We start from the raw sequence: 15,817 nt of genomic DNA, 5'->3' as shown, positions 1-15,817 counted from the left end.
TCTCTTCCAAAAATTGACGAAATGAAAACGATATATAACAGATCAAAACAAATATTTGCTCCCGCGCTGATCGCCGGCTGCATGACCATGTTCGCTTGCCAGAAAGACTGGCTCGCGCCGGAGCCATTATCTTTTTACAATCCGGATATTACATTTAACGATCCGGCTGGCTTGCGCGCGACATTGGTTGCCTGTGAGCGGAACATGCGCCTGGAATGGTACGGTGATGCACCACCGATGGTAACGGAAGCCGTGTTTTCTGACATTGCCGTGGAAGGAACAACAGACAAATCGGGTCCTGCCCAGAATTTGAACCTGCTGATTACCCCGGATGCGCAGCTGAACCACATTGACTACAACCGCATAGGCTGGTATTGGATCGAAGGCTTTAAGGGAATCAAATACGCTAATGTTGCGATTTCGCGCATTGACCAACCTACTTACAAAAGTGAGCAGGAGAAAAATGAAATCCTGGGAGCCGCTTACTTTCACCGCGCAGCACGCTATTACCGGCTTACCCAGCAATTCGGCGACGTTCCTCTAATCCTGGAAGAAGTCATTGGCCCGAAGCTCGATTTCCAGTCAACGAAGCGGGAAGTGATTTTGAAGAAAATGAAGGAAGATCTTGAATTTGCTGAACAGTGGGTTCCTGCCATTACGGACAAGGGTTCGGTTAATAAAGGATCGGTGAGCCATTTGCTGACCAAGGTTAATCTGGCGCTGGGCTTGTTTGATGATGCCATTAAATCGGCAAGCAACGTGATTGACGGCGGAACGCACAAACTGATGACGAGTCGTTTTGGCGTGGACGCAAGCAATGCAAACCGCAATGTTGTCTGGGATCTGCACAGGCCTGCAAACAAGGCATTAGGCGCAAATACGGAAGGATTAATGCTTGTTATCGACCGCATTAACATTGATGGAAATGTTCCGGAAGGCATTCAGATCATGCGTAACACAGTCCCGTTCTGGCATAATAATATCACCACTCCGGTTGGGAACAGGGGCACAATCGATACTTACGGCATCGAAATTGATCTGATAAGCAAGTACGGCCGTGGGATCGGACGTGTGCGCCCAACCTATTATTCACAGGAAGGTGTTTGGGATGATAAAAAAGATTTGCGTCATGCGCCGGGCAACTGGACGCGTATGGAAGATATCGTGTACAATGACCCGGCACTTAAAGGTGCGAAGATCAATGACCCGTATTACGGGAAAAATCTTCAAATGCGAAACGCTGCGGGTGGCTTGCTAACCATTGATACGATCAGGTGCTGGTTCGACTGGCCGAATTATAAATTGTTCATCGAAGATCCGCAACGCATTCAGCCACAAGGCGGTAACACTGACTGGTACGTTTTCCGCCTGGCTGAGACTTACCTGCTGAGGGCCGAAGCTTACGCCTGGAAAGGCGATTTGGTAAAGGCAGCAGCAGACGTTAATGCGGTCCGTACGCGCGCCAATTGCAGCCCGCTTGCACCAGCAAAAATCAATATCGGCACGATCCTGGATGAACGCGCGAGGGAATTGTATTTTGAAGAACCGCGCAAAACAGAGCTTACCCGCGTAGCCTACATTTTCGCCATGACCGGCAAACCAGCACCGAACGGCAAGACTTATAACATGGAAAGCTTTTCGGACAACAACTATTACTATGACCGCGTCATGGAGAAAAGCGATTTCTATAACAAAGGTGTAAAAACCCGCCACGCAGATGAGTACACCATGAGCCCGTATCACGTGCTATGGCCTGTGCCACAGTCTGCCATCGACGGCAATGTCCAAGGAAGGATCAATCAGAACAAAGGTTATAACGGATTCCAGAGCAATGTTCCTGCATTGACTACTATTCCCGAGTAACAAATAAAATCACAATAGTTAAACATAAATAGTGCTTGCAAAGGGTTCCGGTTTCGGGACCCTTTTGCTTTTTTAACCAAAAATTCAATGCGTATAACCATGTTAACCCTAAACGAATGCGCGGACCAAGCGTTATATTTGCAGGATTTCAAGGAAGCAATTAATCAGTAGAAATTGAGAAAGCGATTCAGGAAGCACGTCCGCATGGCGCGATATGTGATTTATAAAGAAACCCTCATTGATTTCAATGATCATTTCTGGACATTTGTCGGCTCGTTTTTAGGCATTGCGCTTATTGGTTTTATCAACAGCAGCCAGTTCACCCAAGCCGACAATGTGTTCCTGATCGGCTCCTTCGGGGCATCTTCCGTCTTGATTTATGGCATTATCAATAGTCCGCTGGCTCAGCCGCGGAACCTGATCGGCGGACATTTAATCTGCGCCATTGTGGGCGTTACCGTGCACAAGATCATTCCTGGCAATATTTGGCTCGCCTCTGCATTCGCCGTTTCGCTATCGATCGTTTTTATGCAGATCACCAAGACATTGCACCCGCCGGGAGGCGCTACGGCCTTAATTGCAAACATTGGTTCGGAAAAGATTACCAGTCTGGGATATAAATATGTGTTCAGCCCGGTGCTGACCGGCGTGCTTGTTTTGCTTCTGGTCGCCCTTTTTGTGAATAACCGTGCAGCGCACAGGCATTATCCCAAGAATAAAAACTGGTATAAAATCTGGCAGCGCAGATACAGATAGGGCCGCAACATTACTGAACCACCAGACTCAATCAGCCATTATGGCAACACAGGCTCTGTGAGATAGTATTCATCGATCTGGTTCCAGGAATAACTGTAAGTGATCCCGCCAACTTCCTGGACAAAATCTCCTTTATCATTATCTGTATAACCAACCCGCCAGTTGGTCGTATTTTTGATCCTGAATTTCAGTACTGAATTCGGTGGCGGAAGATCTTTTGCTGCTAATATTTTGATTTTCATATGCTAAGGTAACCCTATTTAAGTTGCAACGGCCGATTTGTGCGTGCCTGTTTTTGATATACACCTCCTGTGTGCTACATTCGGTTAAACAAATTTAAAAACGCACGATGAAAAAATCACTCAATATCATCATATGCCTTTCGCTGCTCTTTGCCACGCCTGTTTTAGCGCAGGGAGACGATAGCGCGCTTATTAAGCACCTGAATACGCAATGGCTGCAATCATATCCCAAACGCGACACCGCCGCAGTAAGCCGAATCCTGGCCGATGATTTCGTCATGATCTCGCAAACCGGTAAAAAGCTCTCCAAAAACGAAGTCCTGAAAGACCTGCTGACACCTGACCGCCAGATCATCAACGTCACCATCGACAGCATGGACCTCCAAATCGTCAACAACGTAGGCCTCCTAACCGCCTACACAAGCTTCGTATTAAGGGACAAGGAAAAAATCCTGAAAGGAAAAAACGTCTATTCAGACGTCTACATCAAAAGAAAAGGCCTCTGGGTAGCCATCAACGGCCACGAGACGTTGATGGAACTGAAATAGTGGCGAAGCGATGGAAGGAATGATTTAATCAACAAAATCGATTTCGCGGTGATCAACATTGCTTAAAGCAATGCATTCATTTCCTTCCACTCGTAAACTTTCACTTTCCCTGCGGGTTTCTTGGCGGCGGCTAGCATTGCTTTTGCGATATCTTTGCCTTCAATACCGCGGTATTTTTGTGCGGGGCCGATGAGCAGTGGATTGAGTAGGGAGAATATTTTGATGAATAGTTTTTCCATAGGCCTGGTTTCCTTGCGGTTTCCCATGATCATGGATGGCCGGAAAATGTGCGTGTGAAGCAAATCCAATGCGGCGACGTCCCGTTCCGTTTCGCCTTTTGTCCTGATATAAAAAATACTGGAACTTGCGTCCGGGCCTACGGCCGAAACCAGAAAAACGGATTTCGCTCCCTTTTCCTTGGCAATCTGCGCAGCCAGGACCGGGTAATCATGGTCCACCTCATAATACGTTTTCTGATCCGGCGTATTCTTTTTTGTAGTGCCGAGTGCGATATACACTTCGTCCGCAACGATCTGATCTTTGAGATTGGGCAAGGAATGATAATCTCCGATCAGCATTTTCAGTTTTGGGTGGGCTACATTTAAATTCTTGCGCACCACAATGGTCACCTGATCATAATCAGGATCGCTTAAAAGCCCTTCCAATAAATAGTTACCCACGAAGCCGCTTGCTCCGAACAAAATGGCCTTTTTCCCTGGCATATCAGCGTTCATAGTTGTTTTTCGAAATGGAATTTGATCAATTTAATGAAATTTTAAAGGAATAGTGCCTGAATGTGCATTTGAATAGCCCCGCAATCGGGATGGCAATTTCATCATTCATGGTCATTAAGGCGGCGAAGTTTGGCTGACAGTCATTAACTTAGCCGTCTTAGCCATCGATGAAATGATAGACAACGATACCAAACGACTTTCCCGGCTAACCGCCATTCTGACTCAATTACAAACCAAACGGCTGATCACAGCGCCTGACCTGGCGAGTAAATTTTCTGTGAGCGTCCGGACCATTTACCGGGATATTCGGGCATAATGCCGACAATGACAGGACTAGCGCAAACCTCGCCGATTTGCAATTGGCGCTGACACGATTCAGTGTGTTAACAATCGATTACTATGCGCCGGACACCGACGAAACCACTTCCCGTAACATTGAACCATTTGCCTTGCTGAGCACGCAGGAAAATTGGCTGTTGGTAGCCTGGTGCCGCCTGCGCAAAGCGTTCCGGACATTTCGGCTGGATCGGATCAGGAACCTTACTGTATTGAATGAGAAGTTTGAGCCGCACAAAATGTTGTTGCAGGAATATTTTCAACTTTCTCAAAATAAGCCCTGACACCCCTGACATAGGGCTGTCGCAGGTGCCTTTTATTTTTGTAGGGAAATAAAATTTAAACCTAAAAACGACAACAAAATGGCTAACCAACAAACACTTCGGGGAATGGCAACGCTTAATATCTACGCGGCAGACGTGAAAGCGGCGAGAAAGTGGTATACTGAATTTCTGGGCATTGATGCCTATTTCCAACGTCCTGATACCGAAAATCCTACTTATGTTGAGTTCCGTTTGGGCGATTACCAGCATGAACTCGGCATTATCGATAGCAAATGGGCACCCAATGGCCCCGGCGACGGAAAACCAGGCGGGGCGATTATGCACTGGCACGTGGACGACATTCATGAGGCCTGGGATAATTTACTGGCCCGAGGAGCCACACCCTATGACCCGATCACCGTTCGCGGCGAAGGTTTTGTTACAGCTTCGGTCGTCGACCCCTTCGGAAATGTGCTTGGGATTATGTACAACCAACATTACCTGGACATTCTGGCTTCCAAGAACCAGCAGTGACCGCCTGCATTGTTAACAAAAAAAGCCCATTTGCCTAACATGGAAACTAAAAATGACATTAAGGCCTTTTACGCGGCAACCCGAAAGGAATGGCGTGAATGGCTTGAACAAAATGGCCGGACGGAGAAATCCGTTTGGCTGATCATTTATCACAAAACCAGCAAAACCCCGAGCGTATATTACGCAGAGTCCGTGGAAGAAGCGCTTTGTTACGGATGGATCGACTCCAAATCCGTCAAACGGGACGGAGAAAGTACTTACCAGATGTACACGCCCAGAAAAGCCTCGGGCAAATGGAGCGCCGTCAATAAGGAGCGTGTGGAGCGGTTAACAGCAGCCGGTCTCATGACGCCCCATGGCCAGGCGCTGATCGACCTGGCCAAAAAAACAGGAACCTGGGACGCGCTCGTCGACGCGGAAAACTCGGTAATTCCCACGGATTTGCAGGAATTACTCGACCAAAATGAAACAGCGCTTAAAAATTTCCTGGCCTTTCCGCCATCTGCCAAACGGCTGATCCTAACCTGGATCTCAGATGCCAAAAGACCTGAAACACGCCAGCAACGCGTTCTCCTCACGGCAGAAAAAGCGGCTGAGAATGTTCGGGCGAAGGTTTAGGATCTTTTGAAAGGCATTTTTTAAAACAATGCTCCAAAATAAGGCTGCAATTTCTCAGGGGTCCGCTCGTCTTCGAGCATGTCCATCAAATCTATTTCAATGTTGCGGACAATGGTGCCGACGGGAATGTCGTTCAGCAGGCCTTCAAAAGGATTTTCGCTGATGTCGCCTACGTATTCCATGAACATAAAAACCCAGGAAACGATCATATTAAACGGAATCAGCAACATCATATACCGCTCTCCCAGCTCCACAAATTGCGGCAGCAACCCAAAAGGAAGCAATGTCATGAAAACGAAAATAAACAAATTGGACGTCGTCGCATACTGACGGGGAAAAGGCGTGTTTTTGATCCGTTCGCTTTTTCCCTGTTCGTCATACAAGCTCGAAATAAGACTCTGCAAGGCCACGTGCTGGTAAGCATCCACCCTACCCGACTGCCTCATCCTGGCCAGGTGCTGGGATTGTTTATCCAATATTTGTGTTGCCAGATTCTTCTTGCCTTTAAGTCCATCATACTCATTATCAGCCAGATATTTCTCGATTTCAACCTCACAGGGCGTTTGCTTTCCGTGCAGCGCTTCACGCTGGCGCTTGCTCGCTCGGTCCTTGTGTTCCCAGCTTGTGCGCTGCGCCATAGCGTTTTTCAAGGCATACAGCCAGGCAATGTGGCGATGGATCATAACCTTAACTTCATCACATTCATCCGTTACATCCGGATTCTCTTCCGCAGCGAAAGCCCGTAACGCCGCTCCGAATGAGCGGCTATGGTTGGTAATGCTGCCCCAGATCTTGCGTGCTTCCCAGCTGCGGTCGTAAGATTGATTGTTTTTAAAACCTACAAAAAAAGCGGTGGCTGTACCGATCAAAGACACTGGTAACCAAGGGATAGCAACCCATTTCCAGTCCATATATGTGTACACGAAAATAGCCATGGAGCCTGTGAAGAGTGAAAAGAGCACCATTCGCCAGGAGTAGTAATAAACAATAAGCGGGGACAGGTAGCGATTTACATACATATAAAAACGGCCATGTTGAAGGTGAGTGAATGCGATAAAAATACAGGTTTTCGGCGAAAGACAGTTTGTAACATGCGATCATTTTGCATAAGTTAGAGGCCTCTTTTCCTGAACACTTACTTCATCATCCGCAATAACCATTTGAAGGATTTATCAGACATAGCGTTAATGAATCTGTTAAAGGATGCGGATGACAGGAATGCCTTCAATGAGCTGTATGTGCGTTATTGGAAAGTGATTTATGACATTGGCTTCAAAAAACTGCACAATGCGCCGCTCGCCGAAGATCTGGTGCACGACTTGTTCGTAGAAATCTGGAACAAGCGGCAGGAAATTACCATTCACAGCACTTTTATCGGATATCTTCATACCATGCTGAAAAACCGGCTGATCGACCTGAGCCGGAAAACTGCCTTTCAACTCCTTGTGCAGCAGGACATTATCGATAACACAACGATCACTGAAAACCAGTTTTTCGACGTGGTTGCTTCCGATGACATTGAAAAGCAGCTGATGGCCGAAGTGGAAAACCTGCCTTCGGATATGAAAAAAATATTTTTGCTAAGCCGGCAGGAACATCTGTCTACAACTGAAATAGCCCAAAAACTCTCCCTATCTCCCCAAACAGTCAAAAATCAGATCAGTAATGCGATCCGTCGTCTCCGGCTGAAAGAACTGCATCTATAATTTTTTTGCTGGTCCATAGTACCGGCTTCCGGCTGATCCGTCATGTCATTGATAAGCACCCATTATGGTCCTTACTTCGCGAAGGAACATTAAAAAACCGCACTCAATGGACATTGACGACCTCTATAAAAGCCTTGGACTGGAACCGCCTTCGGACGATCAGAATCATTTGAAACCGAACGCGGACGAAATCAAATCCCGGATCGATAAGACGTTAAAATTTGACAAAGACCGAAAACTCATCTGGCGAAATTGGTATGCCGTTGCTGCTTCCCTAGCGTTTATAATGCTTTCGGCCGCAGGAATTTACCAGTTTTTTAAAAATAATGCCGGTGTTGAGGAAATGATCACCATCACTGTTCCGACCGGCGAAACGCGGGAAGTAACCCTGCCGGACGGCTCGCATGTATGGCTTAATGCAGCGAGCATATTTAAATATCCTGCAACTTTCGGTGAAACCCGGGAAGTGTATTTGGAAGAAGGAGAAGGATTTTTTCAGGTTAAGCGGGACACAACGGCGCCCTTCACGGTGCACAGTTCCCATTTGGACACGCGGGTCCTCGGCACGTCGTTCCGGGTGAAAGCTTATCAGGAACTGACACACGAAATTGTGACAGTCGTGAGCGGGAAGGTGGCCGTTTCCCGGGGTGCCGAGCCGCTTGCGCTTCTGGAAAAAGATCAGGAAGTGGTTTTTGATAAAATCAGTGGAAATGAGCAAGAAACGCTGGTGGAAGCGACTGAGACGGTCGATTGGAAATCGGGGAATGTGATATTAAAGTCGGTGCGATTTGAAGATTTGATATTAGCTGTGGAAAATGCCTATCGGGTGAGCATTCACTTTGATAGGCAAAAATTTAAAGAATGCGAAAACAGCATTCGTTTCAGCACACACCAGAGCCTGGAAAGTGTGATGGATCTGGTCAGTGAAATTCAGCCGATCCGCTACGAAATCAATGGAAAGGAGGTGATCGTAAGCGGAGAAGGCTGTCAGTGAGAATGAAGATTTACTATACCTAGCTATTTTATGAAAAGAACAACTACTAAACTAGTCACAGTCATGAGGGCCGGATTGATCGCGTTGGGTGTGCTGGTTACCACGGCGGGAACATTGCTGGCAGAAAATGCTTACAGCCAGCGCCTTATGAGCAAAAAAGTTACGGTCAGCTTCCAGGATGTATCACTCGAAAAGGCGATTGAGAAAATTAGCCATGCAAGTGATATAGACTTTTCCTACAATAACAAAGAAGTCAGAAAGGTAAAGGTCCACAGCAATCATTTTCAGGAAACTACGGTGAAGGAAGTGCTGGAAACGGTGCTGGAAAACACGCATTATTCGTTCCGGGAAGCGGAGGAAAGCATTGTGATTTTCAAAACCAAAGAGCAGCCGGCCGCATTGGAAAGTCTCACAAACCGGCCATTAACACCAGCGCAAACGCCTTCTGCAAATGTGCGAAGGAACATTACTGTAAAAGGCCAGGTCACTGATTCTGAAAACAGCCCCTTACCCGGTGTGAGTGTGCTGGTAAAAGGAACTTCGGATGGCTCTTTAACAGACGAAAACGGGAATTTCAAAATCAATGTAGACTCAGAATCAGATATCCTGATCTTCTCTTACATTGGTTTTCAATCCAGGGAAGTGCCGGTTGGCAATAACACAAACCTCACTATCGCATTAAAAGAAGACACAAAAAGCCTCAGCGAAGTTGTCGTTGTGGGTTATGGAACGCAGAAAAAAGCCAACCTGACTGGCGCGGTCAGCACGGTTGATGTCGATAAAACGATGCAATCCAGGCCAGTAACCGACGTTGGCCGGGCATTGCAGGGAGCAGTCCCGGGTTTGACGATTACCACAACAACCGGCGATCTGGGCAGCAGCCCGCAGATCCGTCTCCGCGGAATGGTTGGCTCGCTGAATGCCGGCAACGGCGCGCAGCCGCTTATTTTGCTGGATAACGTGGAAATTCAGAGTTTGCTACTCGTTAATCCGGACGACATTCAATCCATTTCGGTCCTGAAAGACGCAGCTTCGACGTCCATTTACGGAAGTCGCGCAGCCTGGGGCGTTGTTCTAATCACTTCAAAATCAGGCAAAAAGAATACAAGAAATCAAATTTCTTACTCTGCAAATTTTTCACAAACCACACCTACAAATACGCCTAAACTCGCTCCCGCAGCGGACGGACCTGAATATGCATTGCTCGCTGCCAAACGTAATAACCCTTCGGCAACCACATTTGGAACGGTTGGGATGTATTTTACCGACGAAAGCATTCAGAAAATCAGGGATTGGGAAGCGCAATACGGCGGCCAGGAGTTGGGTAACGAAATGGTGCTCGGTCGCGATTTCGAGATCAAGGACGGTCGGCTATATTTCTATCGCCCCTGGGATGCGGGCGACATGTATATGCGCAAGTGGGCGCCGCAAAGCAATCATAATCTGGGCTTTACAGGCGGAAATGATAAGACCGGCTATAATGTAAGCCTCGGTTATATGGGCCAGGAAGGGGTTTTGAAAGAGAAAACAGACCTTTTCAAACGTTATAGCGGCACATTCAGCATTAATTCTGATCTGAACAAATGGTTTAGCCTGAACGCCAAACTGTTACTCTCCAAAAATGTAGCGGAAAGTCCATTCTCTTTCGGCGGAACAACTTATGACCCGCTTTACTATCTGTATCGCTGGCATTCGGTTTACCCATATGGCACTTACGAAGGCAAGCCGTTCCGAAATGTGGTAACGGAGGTTCAGCAGGCCAATATGATCAATTATACTTCCAATTTCATCCGGGCAACAGTTGGCGGACAGTTCAAACTGGCAAAAGACTTTACTATCGATGCCAATTACACCTATTCGAACACCAATGACCACATTCGCGAAGTCGGCGGAACCGTTACGGCCTGGAACCAATGGAACGGTGTGCCTTTGAAATACGAACCTTACACTGCTGCCACTTACGACCGCGTAAAGTACAATTCCAACTGGAATGAAATGCACACTTTCAAAGCATTCGCCACTTATTCCAAAGACGTGGAAAAGCATTCGCTTAAATTCCTGGCGGGGATGGACCTGGATTTGTTCAAAAGATGGGGCCAATCTTCCGAAAGACGCGGTTTACTGGATCAAACCCACGGAGAGTTGCCGCTTGCCACGGGCGATCAATATGTGGATGGATTCAGAGGACATTGGGCTACGCAGGGTTATTTCGGTCGGATCAACTATACATTTAACGATAAGTTTTTGTTCGAAGTCAATGGTCGTTACGATGGCTCATCATTCTTCCCAAACAATAGTCAATGGGCATTTTTCCCATCCGTTTCCGCAGGATATGTGCTTACAGCCGAGCCATTTATGTCATTCAGCAAACCGGTGCTTGACAACCTGAAAATCCGCGGATCTTGGGGATCATTGGGGAATACGGATGTGGGCAGCACCACGTTCCGTCCTACTATGGCATCCTCTGCCTCAAACTGGTGGATCGGGACGAGCAATATGGTTACTGTGGCGACGCCCTCGCTCGTGCCGCCTGCGCTTACGTGGGAGAAGATCAGCACGCTAGATCTCGGTCTGGACGCAAGCCTTTTCAACAACCGTCTGGCCGTTACGTACGACTGGTATCAACGCACCACAAGCGATATGATCACAGGCGGAATTGTGCTTCCGAGCAGCTTCGGCGCAACGCCTCCAAGAAGGAATTATGGTCAAATGCAGACAACAGGGTGGGAAATCGCGCTCGATTGGCGGCAAAGTCTGGCGAGTGGCTTCAATTTCAGTGTAGGTTTATCATTGTCTGATTTCAAAGAAAAGATTACGAAGTTTGACGGAAATCTGGTCAACGGAAATTACAAGGGCAAAATTCTGGGCGAGATCTGGGGTTATGAAACGGACCGTTTTTTCAGAAATGACGATTTTCAGCAAAACACAGATGGCTCGCTGATCACAGACGCCGCCGGTCATTACATTCTGAAAGATGGCATTCCTAACCAGACCAAGCACGAAGCAGGAACATTTTTCTACGGCCCGGGTGACATTAAATACAAAGACCTGAATGGCGACGGAACAATTTTCACAGGCAGCAGCAGCCTGGACGATCACGGTGATTTGAAATTGATCGGAAATTCCACGCCCCGCTATCAATACGGAATCCGCCTCGGCGCCGATTGGAAAGGCTTTGATTTGAATGTGTTCATGCAAGGCGTAGGCAAACGCGATCTGTGGGCTTCCGGCTCTATTTTTATCCCCGGAAACAATCCGAATGATGCCATGTACGCGCACCAGATGGACTACTGGACACCCGACCGGCAGGATGCCTTTTACCCGCGCCCGACCAACACCGGACAATCCAACAACACGCAGAACTTCCTGATCCAGGACAAATATCTGCTCGATATGTCTTACCTCAGAATGAAGAGTATGAATTTTGGTTACCGACTGCCAACAAGGCTGACGCAGAAGATCAAGATGCAGAACCTGCGGATATACGTGAACGGAGAGAATTTATTTGAATTCGACAACCTCGACATTCCAATCGATCCCGAAGTGGATTTCCGCAATTCTACGATCGATCGTGCGACTTTCGGACGGGTTTATCCTTATCGCCGAAGTGTTTCGATGGGTCTTCAACTTACATTCTAATTTAAAAACACAGTCATTATGAAAAAGATATTTCTCATCCTTTCCATTTCGCTGCTTGCTATAACGGGATGTAAGGAAGATTTCCTCACCCGCGAGCCGCAGGATGCGCTCACGGATGACAGTTACTGGACCAATGAAAAGAATGTAAGAACCTTTGCCTGGGGATTTTATCCAAATTATTTTGCTGCTTATGGCTCAGGTTTCACGTTCGGCAGATACTTTACCGGACAAACATTGAATGATGATTTTGCACCATTAAGCCCTACGCAGTTCACGAAAAACGTTCCGGCGACTTCCACAACATGGACGTTTACGTGGGTCAGGAAGGCGAATTTATTCCTGGACCGCATTCAGACAGTGCCTATGGAGCAGGAAGCCATTGCGCATTGGTCGGGGATCGCTCGGTTTTTCAGGGCCATGGAATACCACGATCTGGTGCGCACTTACGGCGATGTGCCTTTTTATGATAAGGCTCTGGCAGAAACCGATGTAGCCGGGCTTTACAAGCCGAGGCAGCCGCGTACAGAGGTGATGGACAAGGTTCTCGAAGATTTCCAGTTTGCCGCCACAAACGTCCGTGCAGATGATGGTGAAAAGGGCTTGACTGTAAATAAATCGGTAGTTCTGGCCTTCATGTCGCGCGTGTTTTTGTTTGAAGGAACATATCTTAAATACCATAACATCGATCAGGCTCGGGCGAAGACGTATCTGGAAGCTGCCAAATGGGCTGCTAATGAAGTCATTAAATCTGGCCGTTATTCTATTGCAGAAAATTACCGCTCGTTGTTTTCGTCGATTACATTGGCTGGTTCAAAAGAAATGATCTTGTATAGAAAATATGAAACGGGCCAGCTTACGCACAGTTTGAACAGCTATAACAACAAGGAACCGCAATCCGGGGCGTCTAAAAGTGCTATTGAAAGTTATTTGTCAAAAGACGGATTGCCTATCGCTGTTTCACCGCTGTATTTGGGTGACAAAACGATCAAAAATGTGATGACAAACCGCGATCCGCGCATTACCTCTACATTCGTGGATGCCTTACGTGTGAGCAAATATGCGCCTAATGCAGCTTCTAGCGGTTACGCCACATTGAAATTCCTCAACGAAGAAACCAAAGAATTGCCCGAAGGAAGCGGTTCGCTGAACCAGACCGACGGCCCCGTGATCCGCTATGGAGAAGTTTTGATCAATTATGCCGAAGCTTCGGCGGAATTGGGTGCAATGGTTCAGGCAGATCTGGATGTTTCCGTGAATATGTTACGCGCACGTCCGGGCGTTGCTTTACCGCCTTTGGAAGTTTTGGGCGGCTTACCCGCTGTGAACGGAAAAGTGTACGATGATCCCAAACGCGACAAAACGGTGCCTGCATTATTATGGGAAATCCGTCGCGAACGCCGTGTAGAGTTAATGATGGAAGGTTTCAGACTAAATGACCTGACCCGCTGGAAGAAGATGGAATATACGGACACCAAAGCCAATCCGGACATTAACCGGGGCGCATGGATCAAGAAAGCCGACTATCCGAACACGGACGCGATCATTGAAGGTGATGCTGCGGAAGGTTACATAATCCCTGCATCAAAACCCGAATCACAACGCTTGTTTGAAAGCCCGAAAGTTTACCTGACCCCTATTCCACTGGATCAGATCAAGCTTTACCAGGATGCCGGATCAGCATTAACACAAAATCCGGGTTGGGAATAATTCACAGATTATGAGATACTTTGCGTTTTGCGTGCTGCTATGCATTGCCCCGTTTTGTTTTGGACAAAATCAGAATTTCAAATTTGCGTTTGTCAGCGACACGCACGTCGGCGGCTCCACGGGCGCGGAGGATCTCATGCGCACGGTGAAGGATATTAATGCCAATCCCACATTGGATTTCGTCTTTGTGACTGGCGACATTACGGAATTCGGTTCCGATGATGAACTCTCTCTGGCCAAAGCGATATTGGACAGTCTGCAAAAACCGTGGCATGTCATTCCCGGCAATCACGATTCCAATTGGTCGGAAAGCGGGAGTAATAGTTTCAAAACCATTTTTGGCGCCGAATCTTTTTATTTTTTGCACAAAGGTTTCGCATTTCTCGGAACAGCGTCGGGGCCCAATATGCGCATGGGCCCCGGCCAGGTCCCGAGGGAACATTTGGTATGGCTCGACAGCACGCTAAGCAAGCTGCCCGATCCAAAAATGCCTGTCATTTACCTCAACCATTATCCACAAGATTCAGCGCTCAACAACTGGTACGACGCATTGGACAGACTGAAAAAGAACAATGTGCAATTGATTCTGTGCGGTCACGGGCATAGCAACAAGGAATTCAATTTTGAGAAAATCCCCGGCGTAATGGGCCGCTCTAACCTGAGAGCAAAAGAGGAAATCGGGGGCTATAACATTGTGACCATTAGCGAAGGAAAAGCATCTTTTGAAATAAAAAGACCATTCTCCGACAGCCTCAAACAATGGAAAAAAGTAACATTAACAGACCACCAATTTTCAAAAAACACCGAAAAATTCCCACGCCCATCTTACGCAGTCAATGATGAGTTCAAGAATGTCAAAATGTTATGGAACTATCAGGATGACAGCGATATAGGGTCAGGTGTAACGATGCATAACAACACGATTCTGTGCTCTGATACAAAAGGCTTGTTGTTTGCTCTGAACAAAAAGGGAAAGAAACTATGGGAATACAAAACGAATGGAAAAATTTACTCCACGCCGGCTACATCCGGATCGAGCGTTGTCATTACTTCCAGCGATAAAAACATTTATTGCGTTGATATAAAAAGCGGCAAGCTCAAATGGAAGTTCAGCGCTGAAAAACCGATTGTAGCCAATCCGGTCATTGCGAACGGTAAGGTGTTTACGGGCGGCTCAGATGGGCATTTCCGGGCGTTGAACCTGGAAACGGGCCAGCTCGTTTGGGATTTTAAAGACGTGAAAGGCTTTGTAGTGACCAAGCCATTGATTTATCAGGGCAAGATCTTTTTCGGATGCTGGGCCAATGACTTTTATGCGCTGGACCTGAAAACCGGCGCATTGGTTTGGAAGTGGAACAATGGAGCAGCCAACAGAATGTTCTCACCAGCAGCCGTTTATCCTGTCGCTTCCGGCAACCGCGTCTTCATTGTAGCGCCAGACCGTTACATGACCGCCCTCAATGCAGCTTCCGGCCAAGTGATCTGGCGCAAGCAGATACCAACAGTGCGCGTGCGGGAATCGATCGGGCTTTCCTCGGATAGCAGCCTCGTCTTTGTCAAAACAATGGACGGCGACATTTACGGCGTTTCCACCCAAGCCGATTCCATGGAACTGAGCTGGAAAGCCAAATTGAAATTACCCTACGAGATCTCACCCACCGCCTTGGTCGAAACCCATAACATCCTTTACGTTCCCAGCAACTCCGGAATGGTTTGCGCCATTGACCGGAGCAGCGGTGAAACGATATGGAAACACAAAATTTCCAACGGACTCGTCAGCGGCATAACGCCTGTCGGGAAACGCAAATTGCTGGTTACGACCATGGATGGGAAGATTGCACTTTTGAAGACGCGTTAATGACGCAGGAAAAGTTCAG

General features: G+C 47.5%; 15 protein-coding genes. 12 read left to right on the top strand and 3 right to left on the bottom strand.

Features of this window, described 5'->3' with window-relative positions:
* Positions 1-21: 21 nt before the first annotated feature.
* Together L0659_RS14580 and L0659_RS14575 are read left to right on the top strand one after the other, a co-directional pair.
* Positions 22-1,863, top strand: a complete 1,842-nt coding sequence (locus L0659_RS14580; protein WP_235126955.1) for a RagB/SusD family nutrient uptake outer membrane protein — start codon at positions 22-24, stop codon at positions 1,861-1,863.
* A gap of 204 nt (positions 1,864-2,067) precedes the next feature.
* The gene (locus L0659_RS14575; RefSeq protein WP_235127113.1) at positions 2,068-2,619 is read left to right on the top strand and encodes an HPP family protein; all 552 of its coding nucleotides are present in this window, start codon (positions 2,068-2,070) and stop codon (positions 2,617-2,619) included.
* 38 nt (positions 2,620-2,657) lie between these two features.
* On the opposite strand, the gene L0659_RS14570 is transcribed toward L0659_RS14575, so the two are convergent.
* Positions 2,658-2,861, bottom strand: a complete 204-nt coding sequence (locus L0659_RS14570) for a hypothetical protein (RefSeq protein WP_235126953.1) — start codon at positions 2,859-2,861, stop codon at positions 2,658-2,660.
* 107 nt (positions 2,862-2,968) lie between these two features.
* Here L0659_RS14570 and L0659_RS14565 point away from each other — a divergent pair, with 107 nt between their 5' ends.
* A complete protein-coding gene (locus tag L0659_RS14565) occupies positions 2,969-3,409 on the top strand; it encodes a nuclear transport factor 2 family protein (protein WP_235126951.1) in 441 nt (146 codons plus the stop codon).
* 62 nt (positions 3,410-3,471) lie between these two features.
* Here the strand turns inward: L0659_RS14565 and L0659_RS14560 are convergent, their stop codons facing one another.
* Complete coding sequence (locus tag L0659_RS14560; RefSeq protein WP_235126949.1) at positions 3,472-4,143, bottom strand: NAD-dependent epimerase/dehydratase family protein; 672 nt, start codon at positions 4,141-4,143, stop codon at positions 3,472-3,474.
* Positions 4,144-4,315: 172 nt separating this feature from the next.
* Between L0659_RS14560 and L0659_RS14555 the strand changes: the two genes are divergently transcribed.
* The 4 genes from L0659_RS14555 to L0659_RS14540 all read left to right on the top strand — a co-directional run bounded on the left by L0659_RS14555 (position 4,316) and on the right by L0659_RS14540 (position 5,894).
* A complete protein-coding gene (locus L0659_RS14555; protein WP_235126948.1) occupies positions 4,316-4,459 on the top strand; it encodes an HTH domain-containing protein in 144 nt (47 codons plus the stop codon).
* A 43-nt stretch (positions 4,460-4,502) separates the two neighbouring features.
* Positions 4,503-4,763 (top strand): YafY family protein, encoded by a 261-nt coding sequence (locus L0659_RS14550; RefSeq protein ID WP_235126947.1) that lies wholly within the window; start codon positions 4,503-4,505, stop codon positions 4,761-4,763.
* A gap of 78 nt (positions 4,764-4,841) precedes the next feature.
* Positions 4,842-5,276 (top strand): VOC family protein, encoded by a 435-nt coding sequence (locus L0659_RS14545; RefSeq protein ID WP_235126945.1) that lies wholly within the window; start codon positions 4,842-4,844, stop codon positions 5,274-5,276.
* A 39-nt stretch (positions 5,277-5,315) separates the two neighbouring features.
* On the top strand, positions 5,316-5,894 hold the full coding sequence (locus L0659_RS14540; RefSeq protein WP_235126942.1) for a YdeI family protein: 579 nt from the start codon (positions 5,316-5,318) through the stop codon (positions 5,892-5,894).
* 20 nt (positions 5,895-5,914) lie between these two features.
* Here L0659_RS14540 and L0659_RS14535 read toward each other — a convergent pair whose 3' ends face one another.
* Complete coding sequence (locus L0659_RS14535; RefSeq protein ID WP_235126939.1) at positions 5,915-6,913, bottom strand: bestrophin family protein; 999 nt, start codon at positions 6,911-6,913, stop codon at positions 5,915-5,917.
* A gap of 168 nt (positions 6,914-7,081) precedes the next feature.
* On the opposite strand from L0659_RS14535, the gene L0659_RS14530 reads away from it, so the two are divergent.
* From L0659_RS14530 to L0659_RS14510, 5 genes are all read left to right on the top strand, one after another.
* Positions 7,082-7,600, top strand: a complete 519-nt coding sequence (locus L0659_RS14530) for an RNA polymerase sigma factor (RefSeq protein ID WP_235126938.1) — start codon at positions 7,082-7,084, stop codon at positions 7,598-7,600.
* A 106-nt stretch (positions 7,601-7,706) separates the two neighbouring features.
* Positions 7,707-8,594, top strand: a complete 888-nt coding sequence (locus tag L0659_RS14525) for a FecR family protein (protein ID WP_235126937.1) — start codon at positions 7,707-7,709, stop codon at positions 8,592-8,594.
* Positions 8,595-8,624: 30 nt separating this feature from the next.
* Positions 8,625-12,233 carry a SusC/RagA family TonB-linked outer membrane protein gene (locus L0659_RS14520; RefSeq protein ID WP_235126936.1) on the top strand — a complete coding sequence of 1,203 codons (3,609 nt, stop codon included), beginning with the start codon at positions 8,625-8,627 and terminating at the stop codon, positions 12,231-12,233.
* An 18-nt stretch (positions 12,234-12,251) separates the two neighbouring features.
* A complete protein-coding gene (locus tag L0659_RS14515; protein WP_235126935.1) occupies positions 12,252-13,940 on the top strand; it encodes a RagB/SusD family nutrient uptake outer membrane protein in 1,689 nt (562 codons plus the stop codon).
* Positions 13,941-13,950: 10 nt separating this feature from the next.
* Positions 13,951-15,798 carry a PQQ-binding-like beta-propeller repeat protein gene (locus L0659_RS14510; protein ID WP_235126934.1) on the top strand — a complete coding sequence of 616 codons (1,848 nt, stop codon included), beginning with the start codon at positions 13,951-13,953 and terminating at the stop codon, positions 15,796-15,798.
* Positions 15,799-15,817: the final 19 nt, after the last annotated feature.

It is taken from the genome of Dyadobacter sp. CY347, from assembly GCF_021502655.1.
Classification (GTDB): domain Bacteria; phylum Bacteroidota; class Bacteroidia; order Cytophagales; family Spirosomataceae; genus Dyadobacter.
The sequence above is the reverse complement of the archived record's forward strand: the minus strand, read 5'-3'. Positions and strand labels throughout refer to the sequence as shown.

Coding starts and splice junctions, on each gene's coding strand:
- L0659_RS14580 (WP_235126955.1), top strand. CDS start 22: ATGAAAACGATATATAACAGATCAAAACAAATATTTGCTCCCGCGCTG.
- L0659_RS14575 (WP_235127113.1), top strand. CDS start 2,068: ATGGCGCGATATGTGATTTATAAAGAAACCCTCATTGATTTCAATGAT.
- L0659_RS14570 (WP_235126953.1), bottom strand. CDS start 2,861: ATGAAAATCAAAATATTAGCAGCAAAAGATCTTCCGCCACCGAATTCA.
- L0659_RS14565 (WP_235126951.1), top strand. CDS start 2,969: ATGAAAAAATCACTCAATATCATCATATGCCTTTCGCTGCTCTTTGCC.
- L0659_RS14560 (WP_235126949.1), bottom strand. CDS start 4,143: ATGAACGCTGATATGCCAGGGAAAAAGGCCATTTTGTTCGGAGCAAGC.
- L0659_RS14555 (WP_235126948.1), top strand. CDS start 4,316: ATGATAGACAACGATACCAAACGACTTTCCCGGCTAACCGCCATTCTG.
- L0659_RS14545 (WP_235126945.1), top strand. CDS start 4,842: ATGGCTAACCAACAAACACTTCGGGGAATGGCAACGCTTAATATCTAC.
- L0659_RS14540 (WP_235126942.1), top strand. CDS start 5,316: ATGGAAACTAAAAATGACATTAAGGCCTTTTACGCGGCAACCCGAAAG.
- L0659_RS14535 (WP_235126939.1), bottom strand. CDS start 6,913: ATGTATGTAAATCGCTACCTGTCCCCGCTTATTGTTTATTACTACTCC.
- L0659_RS14530 (WP_235126938.1), top strand. CDS start 7,082: ATGAATCTGTTAAAGGATGCGGATGACAGGAATGCCTTCAATGAGCTG.
- L0659_RS14525 (WP_235126937.1), top strand. CDS start 7,707: ATGGACATTGACGACCTCTATAAAAGCCTTGGACTGGAACCGCCTTCG.
- L0659_RS14520 (WP_235126936.1), top strand. CDS start 8,625: ATGAAAAGAACAACTACTAAACTAGTCACAGTCATGAGGGCCGGATTG.
- L0659_RS14515 (WP_235126935.1), top strand. CDS start 12,252: ATGAAAAAGATATTTCTCATCCTTTCCATTTCGCTGCTTGCTATAACG.
- L0659_RS14510 (WP_235126934.1), top strand. CDS start 13,951: ATGAGATACTTTGCGTTTTGCGTGCTGCTATGCATTGCCCCGTTTTGT.